We start from the raw sequence: 16,103 nt of genomic DNA on the forward strand, positions 1-16,103 counted from the left end.
TTGCTGTTTTAAAACAGAAAATACGGTTCGAACTCTGGCGAAAACCAATAGGCACATCTTTCCCAGCGCGTGATCTCGCCATTTTTCTGGCTGGCTACATGGTCATCGTTTCACTGATCGCCGCCAGCGCTTTTTCAACGGTCGTGAGAAGCTGATTGTTGCAATCGCTGTCCGGCGGAAACAGGTAAAGTCGCGCGAGCCAGACGTGCATCATCATTCTGAGTAGGATCCACAAGGTTGGCTCGCAGGATAATATTAGATAATAAAAACAATATGTTAGAAAAAATCGCGTAAGTTCTATTATGGAACTTCTCTATTTTTCGGCGCGTTGAAGTCAAGCGCTCTCGAGCATTCCAATTTCACAGGTGTCCGACGTCGTACGTTTAAACCTTTACCGGGCCGCTTTCTTTTTCCTTTGATCACGGAAACACCGTGCCACCGCTAAGCAGCTCAACCAATCTAGGCGATGCCTTTGATCTCGTCGCGACCAGACCGGCTGCTGAGAGTACTTATGCCAATATCGTGCGGCTCGTCCATCAGGCGCAGGAAAGCAAAGCACCCAGCGTACGCATTGCAGATCGCTTTGCAGTGTGGTTCCTGCTACTCACCCTATTGATCGCCGGGCTCGCCTGGTGGCTGTCTGGCGATCGCATCCGAGCACTTGCAGTCCTCGTCGTTGCTACACCCTGCCCGCTCATACTTGCACTACCGGTTGCCATAATTTCCGGTATGTCTCGCTCTGCTAATCTCGGCGTATTGATCAAGAGTGGCGGCGCAATGGAAGCGTTGGCCAAGGTTACGACAGCCGTTCTGGACAAGACCGGCACGCTGACGTTCGGCCTAGCGCGTGTGATCGACATGAGGGTGACGAACGGCTGAGAAGCACAAGACGTGCTTCGCCTCGCTGCGTTCCTCGATCAAGCATCGGGTCACGTCATTGCCAAAGCCCTGGTCGGTCTCGGGCTATCGATAGTTGCGATGATTATCGCAGCCTTTGGGCTTCTGCCACCGGTAGCAGGCGCGTTCCCCCTGGAAGTGATCGACATCGCCATGATCCTGAATGCCATACGTGCGTCGCGGTAGGATTGAGACGCCGACTATGATCGTGCCTCGATGGCGTTTTGCCAAATGTGGCCGCAGATGGATTGCCAATTGTTAGCTTCCAAGATGGCAGCAGAGCTTTGTTGATCAGTGCACACCACCACTTAAAAGCGTCGCAAGCGGACCTGGACGTGAAGAGATCGCAAAGATTCCACAATCCGTTGAGTTCAAAATGCAGTGGGGGATTGCAACCCCTCAAATATTTAATGAGAGAAAATGTCAAGATATACAAATTTTGTGAACAATTTTCTGTTCCATAAACTTGGGAAGGTAAGTTATCACTAACAAATGCTGGAATTACTTTCATTTGGCGGCACGTGAGGGGGGAGTAAATGTTAAGAACGCAGATAATCGCTGCTTTCATTTCAGTAAGCTGTATTTCCTTTAATGTCCTTGGAGCGAGGGCTCAAGACGCGGACAAAGGTGCACAGATATTCCACAAGTGCCAGGCTTGCCATGTTGCCGACCAGGACACCAATCGGGTTGGTCCTTCGCTAAAAGGCGTTATCGGACGGACCGCAGGCACGTATGCCGGCTATAGTTACTCCAACGCAATGAAAGAGGCAGGAGCCGGTGGCCTTGTCTGGAACGATGACACATTAAGCAAATATTTGCGCAAGCCCAAAGACGTGGTTCCCAAGACCAAGATGGCATTCGCCGGTCTGAAGTCGGATGACGATATCGCTAACGTCATCGCTTATCTGAAAACTTTTTCCAAGAACTAAGCAGACAATCCAGAGACCTGACCGCATCTTAAGGAGGTGGGAGATGATGAGTGAGCAGCCATATGTCGGCATGAGCCGGCGCAAGCTATTGCAAATGATTGGTCTTACAGCCGGGACCGCCGCAATGTACCAGGCGATGACCACCCTGGGGCTCGCGGCAGAGTCTGGTTATAAGGGGCCCGTGAACCTGGAGGGCGACCCAAAGGGCGCCACAATTTTGATCCTCGGAGCGGGACTAGCGGGGATGCTGGCGGCGCTGGAAATGCGTCAGGCTGGCTACAAGGTCAAGGTTCTGGAATTTAACAACCGCGCCGGTGGCCGAAACTGGACAATACGCGGCGGCGACACGGTTACGGAACTTGGCGGCTTTACGCAGAAATGCGAATTCGACGAAGGGCTCTATATCAATCCCGGACCGTGGCGCATTCCTTACCACCACAACGGTTTGCTGGCTTATTGCCGGCGACTTGGTGTGCAACTGGAGCCGTTCCAACAGATCAATCACAACGCAATGCTTCACTCAACGAAGGGCTTCGGCGGAAAACCGCAGCGCATTCGTGATGTGAAGATCGATTTCCAGGGGCACGTTTCGGAGCTTTTGGCCAAGGCTACTCAAAAGGGGAAGCTCGAAGAAGGCATCGGCAAGGAAGATCAAGAAATGCTCCTGCAAGCACTTCGATCCTGGGGTGCCCTCGACAAGGGCTATCAATATGTCAAGGGCGCCATTTCGGCCGAATTTCGTGGATATGCGAAAGACCCCGGTGGCGGTTTGGGAGCAGCGCCTGTTCCTGGCGAGCCACTTGCTTTCAAGGACCTTCTGAGCTCCGGACTTTGGGGAGCGCTGGCCAATTTCTCGCTCTATGAGTTTCAAACAACTATGTTCCAGCCGGTTGGCGGAATGGGTCGGATCGGTGACGCCTTTGCCAAGGAGGTCAAGGATCTCATCACTTTCAATGCCAAGGTGGTCAAGATCGAACAGGGCGACAAGGGTGTTACGGTAACATATGAAGATACCGGCAAATCGGGAGAAACACACACGGAAGCAGCCGATTGGTGTGTATGTACGATACCGCTCACCATCCTCAGTCAGATTGACATCCAGGTCTCTGACAGGATGAAGGCGGCCATCGGTGCCGTGCCGTACGCATCCTCGGGGAGGAAGACGAGCTGATATTTGGCGGCGTCAGTTATACAGACCTTCCGATCACCAACATTTCTTATCCGAGCACGGACTTTAACAGGGGTGGGAAAGGTGTTCTGCTGGGTTGTTATACGTGGAACGGCCCTGCTTCCTACGAGTTCACGGCAATGGAACCGCAAGACCGGGTCAAGAAGGCTGTCGAACAAGGAGCACTCATCCATCCGCAATACAAAGACGAATTTGAAAATGGGATTTCCTGGGCGTGGCATCGGTCGCCGTTCACGCTTGGCTGCGCTGGTGACTGGACGGACGAGGCACGTAAGGAACATTACGACAATCTTTGCCAGATCGATGGACGCATCGTGCTTGCTGGCGAACACGCCTCCTATATTCCTGCGTGGCAGGAAGGCGCGATCCTGTCGTCGATCGATGCCATCGAGCGCCTGCACAAGCGCGTGATACAGGGATGAAGAGCATCGGATCCATTGAACCTCAAAAATCCAGTGAGGGATTTTGTTATGTCCAGTCATAAAAAACACACTTGGAGTCTCGCGGCAGCCTTCGCTCTTTCATTTGCCGGCTTTTCTACCTCTACGGCACTTGCCGATTCCGCAGGAGCCACACTCAGCCAAGGCAACACTTTCACGGAGAAAACCGGGGAGGAGCTTTATGCAAATGTTTGCCAGGCATGCCACATGTCAAAGGGTCAGGGAGCCGTCGGCGCAGGAAAATATCCAGCGCTCACCAAGAATGAAAACCTCGAATCCGCAGGCTATCCGATCTATGTCATTCTGCATGGCCAGAAGGGCATGCCGCCGATCGGAGAAATGATGTCGGACGATCAGGTCGCCGCCGTGGTGAACTATATCCGGACCAACTTCGGCAACGATTACAAGGATGCAGCGACGGCAGAAGATGTCAAAGATGCCCGTTAAGGACATCTGGATCTCCGGATCGGTAGACATATCATTGGTGTCGGAATCCCGGCATTGATTGCCATAAGAATGGAAGAACAAGTGAAACGGACATTTCTGGTCTTAATCCCGGCCAGAAGTGTTGCAATAAATGGAGCATAGACTATGAAACTTGTTACGGGCGCGATTCTCTTCTCAGCATTGATGGCGACTTCAGTCGGAGCCTCCGCAGCAGAGGTTGTGCGCCACAAAATCCCGAATTCGGATTTTCCAATCGCGCAGGCCGTTGAAGTTCCAGCTGGAATGACGACGGTCTATGTCAGTGGCGCACTCGCTTCGGTTGCCGATGAAAAAGCACCTAAGGGTTCAATTGAAGCATACGGAGATACAAAGACTCAAACCGTCTCCGCACTCAAATCCATCGAGAAAACGCTCGCTGGAATGAACCTCAAAATGAACGACGTGGTCAAAATGCAGGTTTTCCTCGTCGGAGATCCATCCAAGGAAGCAAAGATGGACTTCAAGGGTTTCATGGAGGGTTACACGCAGTTTTTCGGCACTAAGGAACAGCCCAACCTTCCCGCCCGCTCCGTATTTCAGGTCGCAGGCCTCGCAGGTCCTGGCTACCTCGTCGAAATCGAAGTAATCGCCGCACGACCATAACCATGCTCAACGTTTCAAAGTGCGGCGCTACCAAAACATGACACGACCATTTGCAATTAGGTTTGGCCGCAGCTGCCCACAGCGTTTGAATACTGTCTATTGGACTTTGGCGAATTCGGCTCTAGAACACATTATGCAAGGGCGAAGGAGAATAGTAGCCCCGAGAAATATAGACCGACCGCAAAAGAAGTATGGCAGCAGGGCTCGCTGTCGAAACCTGAGATATTTGGAGACGGCACCGTAACCTTAACCTGTGCGCAGATGCGTTTTGATCTATGATGTTGTGATTAGGCAGATTACAGGCCAGCGATATCCTGCCAGAGGGCATTGGCGGTCTGGCGTAGTTCGCGGTGAATGACAGAGGTGAAGCGGTCTCGGGGAAAATGGTGAAGGTTGTGGATCGGGGGTCGTGGATGGATGCGAAACATTGCAAATGTCGAGCTGATTTGAAACGCTTCATGCCCCGTTCTCGTCGTCGTATGGGTTGATGCGAATTCTCGGCCCGATTGTTCAAGCCTTTGTGCTGGCGATGATCACAGAGCGTGAGACCGATCTCTCGGTTGGCGGCACCATAAGAGCCCAGTTTATCCGTGACCATGACACGGGGAACTGCGCCCTGACCTGACAAGAGTTTGCGGATAAAGCGTTTGGCAGCCTTGGTATCGCGACGTTTCTGGACCAGCACTTCAAGCACAAAGCCATCCTGATCAACAGCGCGCCACAGAAAATGCCGTTTGCCGTTGATTGTCACGACAGCCTCATCAAGGTGCCATTTGCCACCAAGGCGCGGCGTGCGGCGACGGATTGTATTGGCGTAATCTTGTCCAAACTTTTCAGCCCATTCGCGCACCGTCTTGTGGGTGACGATGATCCCTCTGTAAGCCAGCATGTCTTCGACCATGCGAAAGCTTAGCGGAAACCGGAAATACAGCCACACCGCCTCTGCAATAATCTCAGGTGGAAAGCGATGGCGATGATAAAGCGAGGAGCGATTGTCGAGCTTGCTCTCTTATCCACCGCTGAGACTTACATAAAAGTTAAGGTTACGGTGCCGACCGTCGCAGGAGGCGTTCGAAAAGAATGGCGCAGGAGGGTGCAATAGAATAGCGTTTGGATTAATCCTATCCCAAACGTAATTCTGGATTATCTAGTTCAGTTTTCATATTGCGATAGCGGCATCCGGAACACAAAACACGTCTGGTCTTCATTCGACACCAGATTCAAGCTTCCTTGGTGGGCTTTGGCGATTTCGGCAGCTATGTGAAGGCCGAGGCCCAAGCCATTCTTACCCTTGCGGGCTTTTCCCCGATAGAACGGAAGAAATAGACGCCTTGCAATCTTAGGCGATATTGGCTTTCCGCCATTGCTCACAGCAATCTCAAAAGTATCTTCTTCGGCAATTGAGCGAGCAAATAATTTAACTGGTTTATCTTCGTCGCCATGGGCCAACGCGTTGGACATAAGATTTGAAACCAATTGCCCAATCCGCATTTGATCACACCATACACGTTCATCGATCCTCAAATCGACGGCTATTTGTCGGTCAGGGAAGGCTTGGATCATTTCCATACCGATTTGTTGGATCACAACCTCTATATCGCAGTTAACTATGCTCAAGGTAATTCCACCGCCGAGCCGGCCCCGTGCGAAATCGAGCACATTGTCAATCAGACGTGCCATTCTTTTAACGCTGTGCTGCATTACGGCGATGGGCTCAGCATTGGAACGATCTGAATCCATTCTTTTCTCAAGAATACGCAATCCAGAAGAAATGGACGCAAGCGGATTTCTTAAATCATGGCCAAGAACGGCGATAAATTCTTCGCGGAGCTCGGCAGTTTCGCGTTCCCTGTGAAGTCTCCGTTCCGCTCTAATTGACCTCGCCGTTGCACTGCGTGCTTCCGCTTTCAATTGTGCATTCAGGGTCTCCAACTCTGTGTTGGCGGCAAGTAACGCTTCCCGCGTACGCTTGATTTCAAGTTCGTATCTGGATCGCTCTTTGGTTGGAAGAACTGCGATCCTGATAATGGCGGAATAGTCAGACCCAGTTGATTCGTATCTTGCGTTGAGAAGTACTGGAATTTTTCGCCGTTCATGTGTCAACAGGTCAAGCGGAAGTTCGTCAACTTTGCCGGATCCAGAGAGTTCTGATAATGCATTTTCAAATGCTTGCCTACTAGCCACCGTCAATAGACGGTTAAATGGATATTCATGCAGTACTTCGCGCTCATAACCGAGAAGCTGAACCAAGAAATTATTCAAGTATGTGACCGTTCCGCTAACGTCCAACAAAGCCAATCCGCATGGAGCGCAATGATCGACAGGATTAACATACGCGAACATGTTTTTGCACCGTGAAAGAAGAGAACCTGAACCAACTCCTTTACACGATCTTCAGGCTTGTTAGTCGTTATTTTTTTCCCCGGCCGCCAGTCTAGATAGCATATTATCAAAATCGGTATATTCGGTTGCTTCGGCTTGAGAATCCAAGTTTTCCGTAGGTGTTTTTCCTTTTGCTCGCGGCCCTGCTGTCAATTTCGAATATAGATTGCCGGTCAGACTACTTTTTGCAGCCTCATAAAATGGCTTGAGCCGCGTCTCAAATCACCGCTTTTTGGTCGCGTATTGCCATGAACTGGCGAATACTACTATTGTTCCTATTTTGCAGGTTGTCCTGATCAGCAGTGACACTATCCGCCTCGCAATGATACCCGCACAGCCGATGGATGGCAGACTTCAAGATTTCCATTAACGCAACGCAATAACAGCCCTTTGCAAAGGACAGAACGTACTTAGCGCGTTAGATTGCGAGCAAACTTCGGAGTCGGCCAGCGAATTTTACGCCGGCTTCATCGTGCAGCAGGTCTGAGCAACTTCAGCTAAAAACACATCGTTTTTCGCAGATGAGTAAAAACATCTCTCTTAGCACTCCTACCCCCGTTTATTCATTCTTCTTAGGCAACTAAATCGGTGCTGCGGAGTTAGTGATACGAACAAACTGGAGGACGAATGCCGTGGAAAATCTGTTTGCCAAGTTTAGTGAGAAAACGGCTTCTGCAGCCGGCAATCAATACACGTTTGTCATGGCTATACTCTTTATCGCAGTTTGGGCGGTATCCGGCCCTTTTTCTGATTATTCGGACACGTGGCAGTTAATAGTGAACACATCGACGACGATCGTTACTTTTCTTATGGTCTTTCTCATCCAAAATTCGCAGAACCGTGATTCCTGTGCTCTGCAGGCCAAGCTTGATGAACTATTACACGCGTTGAAAGATGCGCGAGAAGACGTGATTGGTATCGAGCATTTACCCCTCAAGGAACTTGTGAAACTCCGCGAGGAGATTGAAGAAAATGCAGTAAAGTCGACCTGACCACCCTATTGCCTACGACGGATGATGTTAAAGGAGGCTAAAGCGGCTCCGAAGACAATGGCAAGCGAATTCGAGCTATCTCTCGTCGTCCAAAGTGAAGGGATATTCTCCAGCAGACTCGGCGTGAACACCGTGGTTAGAGAAAGAATTGCTCGTTTGAGCTTTAAATCCTGCCACTAACAAAATCCATTTGGCTGCAGGCCTGGGAACTATAACGGTGCTGGGTGGTTTTCGTTGCTTATCTTTCCTTATATCGAGAGCCGAGATCGGCCATGGCCCAAGAGAAACTGTCAAAGTACTTGTCTAAACGTGATTTCAGCAAGACCGCTGAACCACGCGGTAGCGATGCGGTTCTGCCCATGGACCGCCGCCGCTTTATAATTCAAAAACACGATGCCACCCGTCTCCATTACGATCTCCGCCTTGAACTGGACGGCGTGTTCAAAAGCTGGGCCGTCACGAAAGGACCTTCGCTGGATCCTGAAGACAAACGGCTGGCGGTTGAGGTGGAGGACCATCCCTTAGAATATGGGGATTTCGAAGGAACTATCCCAAAGGGGCAATATGGCGGCGGTACGGTCATGTTATGGGATCGCGGTTATTGGGAACCGGAAGGAAATAGCTCGCCGGAACAGGCGCTGCGAAAAGGCGAGCTCAAATTTCGTCTTGCAGGCAGACGCCTGAAAGGCGGTTTCGTTCTGGTTCGTATGCGCCATGATCGCATTGGTGGAAAGCGGCCCAACTGGCTTTTGATAAAGCATCATGACGAGCATTCTGTAGGTGCGAACGGAACGATCGCGTTGGAGGAGAACACGACTTCAGTTGCCTCTCGTCGATCGATGGAACAGATCGCGGCTGGCAAGGGGCGAAAGCCGACGCCGTTCATGTCGACGCGCTCGGATATCCACGCCGATGCCGTTTGGGACAGCAGGAAGGGGCTAGCGGCAGAGAAACGCAGCAAGCAAACAAAGCGCAAAGATACTGCATCTTCAAAAGCTGGAAACCTACCTGATTTCATATCGCCGCAGCTTTGCGAAACACGCGATCGGCCACCCGCAAGCGGCAATTGGATTCATGAGATTAAGTTTGACGGTTATAGAATCCAGTCTCGCGTCCGAAATGCCGATGCCACGCTAAGGACGCGCAAGGGCCTCGACTGGACGACCAAATTCCCTCAAATTGCCGATATCGTCGCGCAGCTTCCCGATTCTATAATCGATGGCGAGATTTGCGCGCTTAATGACGACGGTGCGCCGGATTTTGCCGCATTACAGGCCGCTCTTTCAGAGCGCAATACCGGCAATCTTGTCTTCTTCGCTTTCGATCTGTTGTCCGATAACGGCGAAGACTTACAGCCAAAGCCTCTCGTTGAGCGTAAGTCTCGATTGCAAACTCTTCTGGTAGAGGCCGGGATCGAGGATCCGCGGATCCGCTACGTGGAACACTTTAAAACAGGTGGTGATGCAGTGCTGCGGTCTGCCTGCAAGCTCTCGCTTGAGGGGATAGTGTCCAAGCAGGCGGATGCGCCTTATCAATCGGGGCGCACCAATACTTGGGTAAAATCCAAATGCAGGGCGGGGCACGAGGTGGTGATCGGCGGTTATTCAAAAACGAACGGCAAGTTCCGCTCGCTTTTGGTCGGTGTCAATCGCGGAGACGGATTGGCCTATGTGGGTAGAGTCGGCACCGGATATGGCGCCCGGAAACTTGAAACCCTCCTTCCAAAGCTGCAGGCAGCGGAAATAAAAAAATCACCTTTCACTGGCATCGGTGCGCCGAAAAAAGGCAATGAAGTCATTTGGCTGAAGCCTGAACTAGTCGCAGAAATCGAATTTGCGGGGTGGACCAGTGATGGTCTGGTTCGTCAGGCCGCTTTTAAAGGCTTACGAGAGGATAAGCCTGCCGCTGAAGTAGAAGCAGAAAAACCGGTTTTGCCGGTACAGAGCGAGACACCTCAGTCCCCAACAGCCGCGACGAGGCTCGCCCTGCGGAAGGGGGGAAAGTCAGAAGTGATGGGCGTGATGATTTCTAATCCTGGGAAGTCATTATGGCCGGACGGCGGGGATGGAAACCCTGTTACCAAGGAAGATCTTGCGCTCTACCACGAAGCAGTCGGCGCGTGGACGATCAATCATCTCAGAGGAAGACCCTGCTCCATTATACGCGCTCCCGATGGCATCAGCGGTGAGCAATTCTTTCAGCGCCACGCGATGCCCGGGACTTCCAACCTTCTCGAATTGGTCAAGGTGTTCGGCGACAAGAAACCATATCTACAGGTTGACCGCATCGAGGGACTGGTTGCAATCGCCCAGATCGGAGGTATTGAACTGCATCCGTGGAACTGTGAGCCTGAGCAACCAGAGGTGCCAGGTCGGCTGGTGTTTGATCTCGACCCCGGCCCCGATGTTCCATTTTCGGCGGTTGTTGCGGCGGCACGCGAAATACGCGATCGCCTCGATGCCCTAGGGCTCATCAGTTTTTGCAAAACAACCGGCGGGAAGGGACTACATGTTGTGACCCCTTTAGCTGTTAACAAAAAAAAGCCGCTTTCATGGGCCGACGCGAAGGGATTTGCGCGTGATGTCTGTCAGCAGATGGCCAGTGACAATCCTGAGCTTTATCTGGTCAAGATGACAAAGAGCCTTCGAGGCGGCCGAATCTTCCTTGATTATCTCCGCAACGACCGTATGACGACAGCCGTGGCTCCTTTATCACCGCGTGCGCGTCCGGGGGCAACCGTATCCATGCCACTCAACTGGACACAGGTAAAATCGGATCTCGATCCAAAACGCTACACGGTTCGCTCGGTTCCTTCCCTTCTTAAGAAATCGAGCGCTTGGGAGGATTATTGTGACAGTCTACGTCCGCTCGAAAAAGCCATCAAGCGGTTGGCAAAGTTGCAGTAGCGCCATGATGGCGATCCCAAATGACTAGACATTGGATCTGACTGACAAAGTTAGTCAAAGGAACGTCCATTGCGTCCGGCAGTTGGGCTTCCGAGTGGGACAGCGAAGGTTAAAATGGAATATTGGGACAAAAACGTCTTCAAAAAGTGGGAAGGTGGATGCTTTCCACGGAACAGTGGCCATTGGGGACGCTGACCTTATAACGAACGAGTCCAGTGCTTTTCGCGATATTAAATCCTACCACGTCCAACGTGTCAGCGACGAACCGAGCGAAACGCCGAGGGGCGTAATCGTTATCGAAGGGAGTGACTTCGATGGCTGATTACTACTCGTTGATGCTTTTCTTCGGGGGAGGACTGGCCATTTGTACCGCATTTGAGATTGCGATATTTATCGCCGCGCGAACTTGAGCCGTAGGATTAAAATGTCTGATTGCGCACATCGGTCGGAAAATTTCGCGAACACTTGTGGTTCCTTTTGCCGGGAAATCCACGAGAACCTATCGCTATCGTGGGACGGTTGAAGTCTGACGCGGAACCCGTTCCTTAAGCTTAAGCAGCGGACCGGAGAAAACTGCAGATAAAGTTTTTGCCAGATGTGTTAACTTGGCGCTGGAGGCGTGTTGACTTGCGTTTTTGTAAAGCTTCGGGCTTTTTCCAGAATTCGCTCCGCGGCCTTGTACTGCGAAGACCCTGACAGCAAGGAACGTTCCGCCCTGCTCTATTCCGGCCGAGTATATGTTCGCGTCCGTTTCGCTAAGGCCGCTCCGATGAGAGATCGATAACCATTCCCGGCGATGCCTCCGATTGCAACCCCACTCATAGCACCCCTGAGGATGCTGGCGAGCCAGCCTGCGGCCACGATTGGCCCCAGTCCCGGGATGGCCATCAATCTACCTGCTCCGAAGCTGGATCCATTCGGAAAGCTTGACACCAAAAAAGCAAGTCCGTTGGAGATGAAGGGCCAGGTAGTCTTTCTTGGAAAAGGCCGCTGCGCCAAATGCCATATCCCCCAAACATCGTTTCTGGACAACAATATGCACGACCTGAAGCTTGGACGATTCTATACGCCGGGGAAAACCTACAATGGTATGGTTACTCTCCCGGATGGTCCGATCAAGACATTCACGCTTCGAGGCAAGGATTCTCCGCCGTATCTTCATGACGGACGCTTGCTGACTCTTGACGATACGGTCGAGTTTTTCAATCTCGTCCTGGGAACCAAGCTGGCAACAGACGAAAAAAAGGCGCTTGTCGGCCTATCTTCGAATGCTTTAGGAGAAAGACAGTGTTGGTACGTATCTCGGTTGTTTTTCTGCTCGGAACAGCATGCTTGCCTTCAGCGCATGCGCCCAATCCAGGCTTCGTGTCGCCAGACACCAAACTCAAACAAAGCGGTTCTCCAGCCCCTTCACAGACGAACAATACCGATGATCTCTTTCTACAATTGGCTCTTTCGGGAAATTCGACTGAACTTTCACTGGCTGAGAAGGCTGAGAAATACGCTAAGAGCGATACATTGAGGAGTTTTCTGTTGAGAATGCGGAATGACCATGGTCCCATGGCAAACAAATTAAATGCACTTGCCAGTGCCGTGAAACTTCCGCTTTCCGCAGTCCAACCCGCGCCGCCCCGTTGAAGCGAAGCGGCCTACTGGCAGAGTCAGGTTATGGATCACCAAAAGATGGTCCAAATGCTGTCTTGGTAAATAGGTTCTGGCGAGTATGTTGAGCTTCAAAACTATGCAGAGCAAATGTTGCCGGTGATCCTGCAGCACCTGGATCAGGCAAGGGAGGGTCAGCAGCAATATCTTGCCAAAAAATTACGTACCGCACCTTCTGATTAGTCCGATCAATGATGTATTTTTTACGAAACAATCTGATAATTCAAACGTTGCGCACTCAATCAAATCAGTAGAAGGATGTTTGGTAATGTATAGGACCAACGAGAATTTGAGAAAGACTCCTTGCTGAGCAAGAAAACAGATATTATATTGAAGAATGCTGGTATAATTTGGCTGCGCCCCGTTAAAACGTCGGTGAAGGCTATGAAAGTTATCGATAGCACAGCTATTGATGCAGTAATTTTGGATGCCGATATTGATCCCGCTGCCGTAGTTCCTGTTATCTTCCTGTTGGAAGAGAGGGCTATTCTTTTCATATTTGCGATTCGGCCGATCTGGGACGGCAAGACCACAGCAGGCTTCGTGTTAAGCGACCGCAATAACGACATGTTGAGGATAGGAAACAATCTATTTCCCGCCGCCTACAAAGGACCGCGCGAGCATTCATTAACGCAGTGATCGCCGTTTAGCCGAATAAGTCGCTGAAACGGATTGAAATTATTTGTCCGCCGCCAGCGAGGAGCGTTGCATGAAAATAGCCACCTACAATGTTAACGGCATCAACGGAAGGTTGGCCATATTATTGCGCTGGCTTGAAGAGGACACGCCGGACATTGTCTGTCTGCAAGAGCTGAAAACGCCAGACGAAAAATTCCCGATCAAAGCGCTGGAAAAAATTGGATATGATGCGGTATGGCAAGGCCAGAAGAGTTGGAATGGTGTCGCAATTCTTGCGAGAGGAAAGACCCCGGTTCTCACGCGACGTCGACTTCCAGGTGAACCTGACGATCCGCAGAGTCGCTATATCGAAGCAGCGGTTGGAGGCGTTCTAGTCGGCTCTCTCTATCTTCCGAACGGTAATGCCGCTCCTGGGCCCAAATTCGAGTACAAACTCCGCTGGTTTCAACGGCTGCACGATTATGCGGCTGAGTTGCTGAAACTCGACATACCCATAGCGCTCGCCGGCGATTTCAATGTTATGCCGACCGATCTCGATGTCTACGCGCCGGAGCGCTGGCGCGACGACGCTTTGTTTCGGCCCGAAGTTAGAACAGCATATGCTCGATTGGTCGCACAAGGTTGGATGGATGCGGTCCGGTCCCTTCACCAAGGCGAGCGTATTTACACGTTCTGGAAATATTGGCGCAATTCCTTCGAACGCGATGCTGGATTGCGCATCGACCATCTCCTTCTTAGTCCCGCTCTGGCACCGGCCCTGAAATCAGCAAGCGTGCGACGCAATCCGCGCAGTTGGGCTCACACGAGCGATCATGCGCCGGTGATGATCGAGATTGAGCTACCGCTTATTGCTAGCTAATCAGTGACAAGTGTCGGCCCGGCGCTCACGAGACCGCGCCGATCGGCGCGCTTCGCGTAATTGTTCGATATCGGGATGCCACCACCCCCGTTGTCGATCATTGCTGGTGAGTTCATTCTTCCTCGGCCAGGTTTGAATGAGTTCATCGAGCGAGGGCAAGCGCCAGATTCCCCAAATATAATCGCCGTCGAGACCGGAATAAATGTCGTCGATCATATCACAAGGCACCAATTCGCCGGTTATTTCCCTAACAACGATGATACCATAGGCCTCAGTTGCTATTGGGCGATTAAGCGGTGGCAACGCTTCGGCAGATAGCGGAATTCTTCGACGCCTGCGCTCGTTCGCACGCCGACGTGCCCTTTTTTCTTCATCGCTCCCCTTACGGGCTACGGCGCGCTTACGCCGTTCTTCCGGTTCGCTGCGCCTGGCCTCGCTTTCAATGGTCTCCCAGTGCTGAACAAGTTCATCATAGGATGCAAAGGGCACCCGCCAAACTTTGGTATTATAGTCCCACCGGGCGAAGGATATCTGACGGATTTCTTCAACAAGGCGTCGCGAATATGGTGTTTTAATTCGTAACCCATCACCGTCGACCGAAAGATAAGAACTGAGGATCGGTTCGAATTCATAGGCGTCTCTCCCCTTTTCCTCGGCGAAGGGATTGGCGCGTGCGGCCTCTCGAGCCAGCCAACGATCAATGCGCCGAGACGCCGTTTTCCCAGGAACGATCCAAGCCTTGTTCCAATCGCTCCATCGTGCACGGGGAAATTCCTTGCGAAAGCGCTGCACTGTCGTTCGATCAAAAGGAAATGATATTGTGGCTCGATTATCGTCTACGGTATCCAGCCGAAAGTTTTTGTCCATCTGCGATGCTCCAGCGCCAACAGTTGGTTAACTGAACCCAAAAAGCGGCGCAATGTTTCGTAGGGATGCCTATGCGGTAGAAAACCGATCAATTGGAATGAGAGTTCGTTGATGCAAACGCATCTGGATCGTTTCAAATACGAAGGTTTGAAACAAGCGACACGCGCTTTCGCTGAACCGTAGCCTGCAAAAACATATCGTCACGCGAGGCTTAGGTGGTTCCATTTTGAAAAACTTTTTTGGAACTTATGCCGCAAGTGAGAGTTTAATGTTTGTTACTTATTTCACTGGAGAAAAACAATGAAAATCATAACCTTAGCGTTCATGAGTGCGTGTATCATCGCGCCTTCGGCTGTGTTCGCTCAGGACACCGGCAAAACCTCTCCGGAAACTCCAGCTGTAGCATCGCCTGAAAACAACAATCCTGACGCGCCGGTTAAGGGCGCCAACAGCTTTACAGAAGATCAAGCCAAATCAAGGATTGAGGAGGCAGGATACACTGGCGTAAGCGGCCTCAAATTCAACGAAGAAAACGGCATCTGGGAAGCCTCTGCCATGAAAGGTAACGAGAAGCTGGATGTCCAGCTTGACTACCAGGGCAATGTCACAAAGAAGCCAATGTGAAGGTTTGGCTTCCATCCACCATCTGAACATGGGAGATTACTATGAAAACCGTTACCGGATTATTTGACAGTTATGAAGCAGCCAAGGATGCCGTAGCACGTCTCGAAAACGCTGGGTTCCCGTCAGACGATATTTCCATTGTCTCGCATCGTCGCGATGATGATGGCGAGAGTAATGCCGGCTCTGGCGCGGGGGTCGGTGCAGGATTAGGTGCGGCTGTCGGTGGTGCCGGTGGTCTTTTGACAGGGCTTGGGTTGATGGCGATTCCCGGCGTTGGGCCAGTCGTCGCCGCAGGTTGGCTCGCAGCAACATTGACCGGTGCAGTCGGAGGCGCAGTTGTCGGGGGGGTCGCCGGTGGTCTCATCGGAGCGCTCACGGAGAGCGGGGTGTCGGAAGAAGACGCTCACTTATACGCTGAAGGCATTCGTCGCGGTGGCTCACTTGTCACCGCTCGAGTTGCGGACGATCGTGTCGCCGAAGCAGATGCTATTTTAGCCGGAGCCAGTTCGGTGGATATCAATGCTCGACGTAAGCTGTATGCAGACGAAGGCTGGCAAAGATTTGACGCCAATGCCGACCCCTATACCGAAGAGGAAATCGAACGAGAACGCAGCCGTTACCTGTAAAA

The 16,103-nt window shown here is 51.6% G+C and carries 15 protein-coding genes and 3 pseudogenes; 14 read left to right on the forward strand and 4 right to left on the reverse strand.

Annotated features, from left to right (window positions below; translation table 11 throughout):
- Positions 1-94 precede the first annotated feature (94 nt).
- Positions 95-217: a hypothetical protein gene (locus tag CES86_RS28140; protein ID WP_255483247.1), complete on the reverse strand. Its 123-nt coding sequence runs from the start codon at positions 215-217 to the stop codon at positions 95-97.
- Positions 218-441: 224 nt separating this feature from the next.
- On the opposite strand from CES86_RS28140, the pseudogene CES86_RS21305 reads away from it, so the two are divergent.
- The 6 genes and pseudogenes from CES86_RS21305 to CES86_RS21325 form a co-directional block, all read left to right on the forward strand.
- Positions 442-954 (forward strand): annotated as a pseudogene (locus tag CES86_RS21305) (P-type ATPase); the annotation flags it as partial.
- 479 nt (positions 955-1,433) lie between these two features.
- Complete coding sequence (locus CES86_RS21310) at positions 1,434-1,826, forward strand: c-type cytochrome (RefSeq protein ID WP_094515361.1); 393 nt, start codon at positions 1,434-1,436, stop codon at positions 1,824-1,826.
- A 43-nt stretch (positions 1,827-1,869) separates the two neighbouring features.
- Positions 1,870-2,997, forward strand: coding sequence for a flavin monoamine oxidase family protein (locus CES86_RS21315; RefSeq protein WP_328589821.1), 1,128 nt, complete (start codon positions 1,870-1,872; stop codon positions 2,995-2,997).
- 41 nt (positions 2,998-3,038) lie between these two features.
- Positions 3,039-3,437, forward strand: a complete 399-nt coding sequence (locus tag CES86_RS28220) for a flavin monoamine oxidase family protein (RefSeq protein ID WP_328589826.1) — start codon at positions 3,039-3,041, stop codon at positions 3,435-3,437.
- 15 nt (positions 3,438-3,452) lie between these two features.
- A complete protein-coding gene (locus CES86_RS21320; RefSeq protein WP_235819979.1) occupies positions 3,453-3,902 on the forward strand; it encodes a c-type cytochrome in 450 nt (149 codons plus the stop codon).
- 144 nt (positions 3,903-4,046) lie between these two features.
- Entirely contained in the window at positions 4,047-4,544 is a 498-nt protein-coding gene (locus CES86_RS21325) for a RidA family protein (protein WP_024899733.1), read from the forward strand.
- A gap of 296 nt (positions 4,545-4,840) precedes the next feature.
- Here the strand turns inward: CES86_RS21325 and CES86_RS21330 are convergent.
- Positions 4,841-5,496: pseudogene (locus CES86_RS21330) on the reverse strand (IS6 family transposase).
- A 200-nt stretch (positions 5,497-5,696) separates the two neighbouring features.
- A complete protein-coding gene (locus CES86_RS21335) occupies positions 5,697-6,794 on the reverse strand; it encodes a sensor histidine kinase (protein WP_167387140.1) in 1,098 nt (365 codons plus the stop codon).
- 764 nt (positions 6,795-7,558) lie between these two features.
- On the opposite strand from CES86_RS21335, the gene CES86_RS21340 reads away from it, so the two are divergent.
- The 6 genes and pseudogenes from CES86_RS21340 (at position 7,559) to xth (ending at position 13,984) form a co-directional block, all read left to right on the forward strand.
- Positions 7,559-7,918 carry a low affinity iron permease family protein gene (locus tag CES86_RS21340; RefSeq protein WP_094515364.1) on the forward strand — a complete coding sequence of 120 codons (360 nt, stop codon included), beginning with the start codon at positions 7,559-7,561 and terminating at the stop codon, positions 7,916-7,918.
- 272 nt (positions 7,919-8,190) lie between these two features.
- Positions 8,191-10,824 (forward strand): DNA ligase D, encoded by a 2,634-nt coding sequence (gene ligD / locus CES86_RS21345; protein WP_094515365.1) that lies wholly within the window; start codon positions 8,191-8,193, stop codon positions 10,822-10,824.
- A gap of 895 nt (positions 10,825-11,719) precedes the next feature.
- Positions 11,720-12,079: pseudogene (locus tag CES86_RS27975) on the forward strand (cytochrome B6); the annotation flags it as partial.
- Between the two features lie 32 nt (positions 12,080-12,111).
- A complete protein-coding gene (locus tag CES86_RS27290; protein ID WP_167387141.1) occupies positions 12,112-12,462 on the forward strand; it encodes a DUF4142 domain-containing protein in 351 nt (116 codons plus the stop codon).
- A gap of 327 nt (positions 12,463-12,789) precedes the next feature.
- A complete protein-coding gene (locus CES86_RS21355; RefSeq protein ID WP_094515366.1) occupies positions 12,790-13,125 on the forward strand; it encodes a response regulator in 336 nt (111 codons plus the stop codon).
- 70 nt (positions 13,126-13,195) lie between these two features.
- Positions 13,196-13,984 carry an exodeoxyribonuclease III gene (gene xth, locus CES86_RS21360; RefSeq protein WP_094515367.1) on the forward strand — a complete coding sequence of 263 codons (789 nt, stop codon included), beginning with the start codon at positions 13,196-13,198 and terminating at the stop codon, positions 13,982-13,984.
- Here xth and CES86_RS21365 read toward each other — a convergent pair whose 3' ends face one another.
- The gene (locus CES86_RS21365; RefSeq protein WP_094515368.1) at positions 13,985-14,851 is read right to left on the reverse strand and encodes a hypothetical protein; all 867 of its coding nucleotides are present in this window, start codon (positions 14,849-14,851) and stop codon (positions 13,985-13,987) included.
- Between the two features lie 300 nt (positions 14,852-15,151).
- Between CES86_RS21365 and CES86_RS21370 the strand changes: the two genes are divergently transcribed.
- Complete coding sequence (locus tag CES86_RS21370; protein WP_094515369.1) at positions 15,152-15,475, forward strand: hypothetical protein; 324 nt, start codon at positions 15,152-15,154, stop codon at positions 15,473-15,475.
- 41 nt (positions 15,476-15,516) lie between these two features.
- Complete coding sequence (locus tag CES86_RS21375; protein ID WP_094515370.1) at positions 15,517-16,101, forward strand: general stress protein; 585 nt, start codon at positions 15,517-15,519, stop codon at positions 16,099-16,101.
- Positions 16,102-16,103: the final 2 nt, after the last annotated feature.

This window comes from Brucella lupini, from assembly GCF_002252535.1.
In the GTDB taxonomy this organism is placed as follows: Bacteria; Pseudomonadota; Alphaproteobacteria; order Rhizobiales; family Rhizobiaceae; genus Brucella; species Brucella anthropi.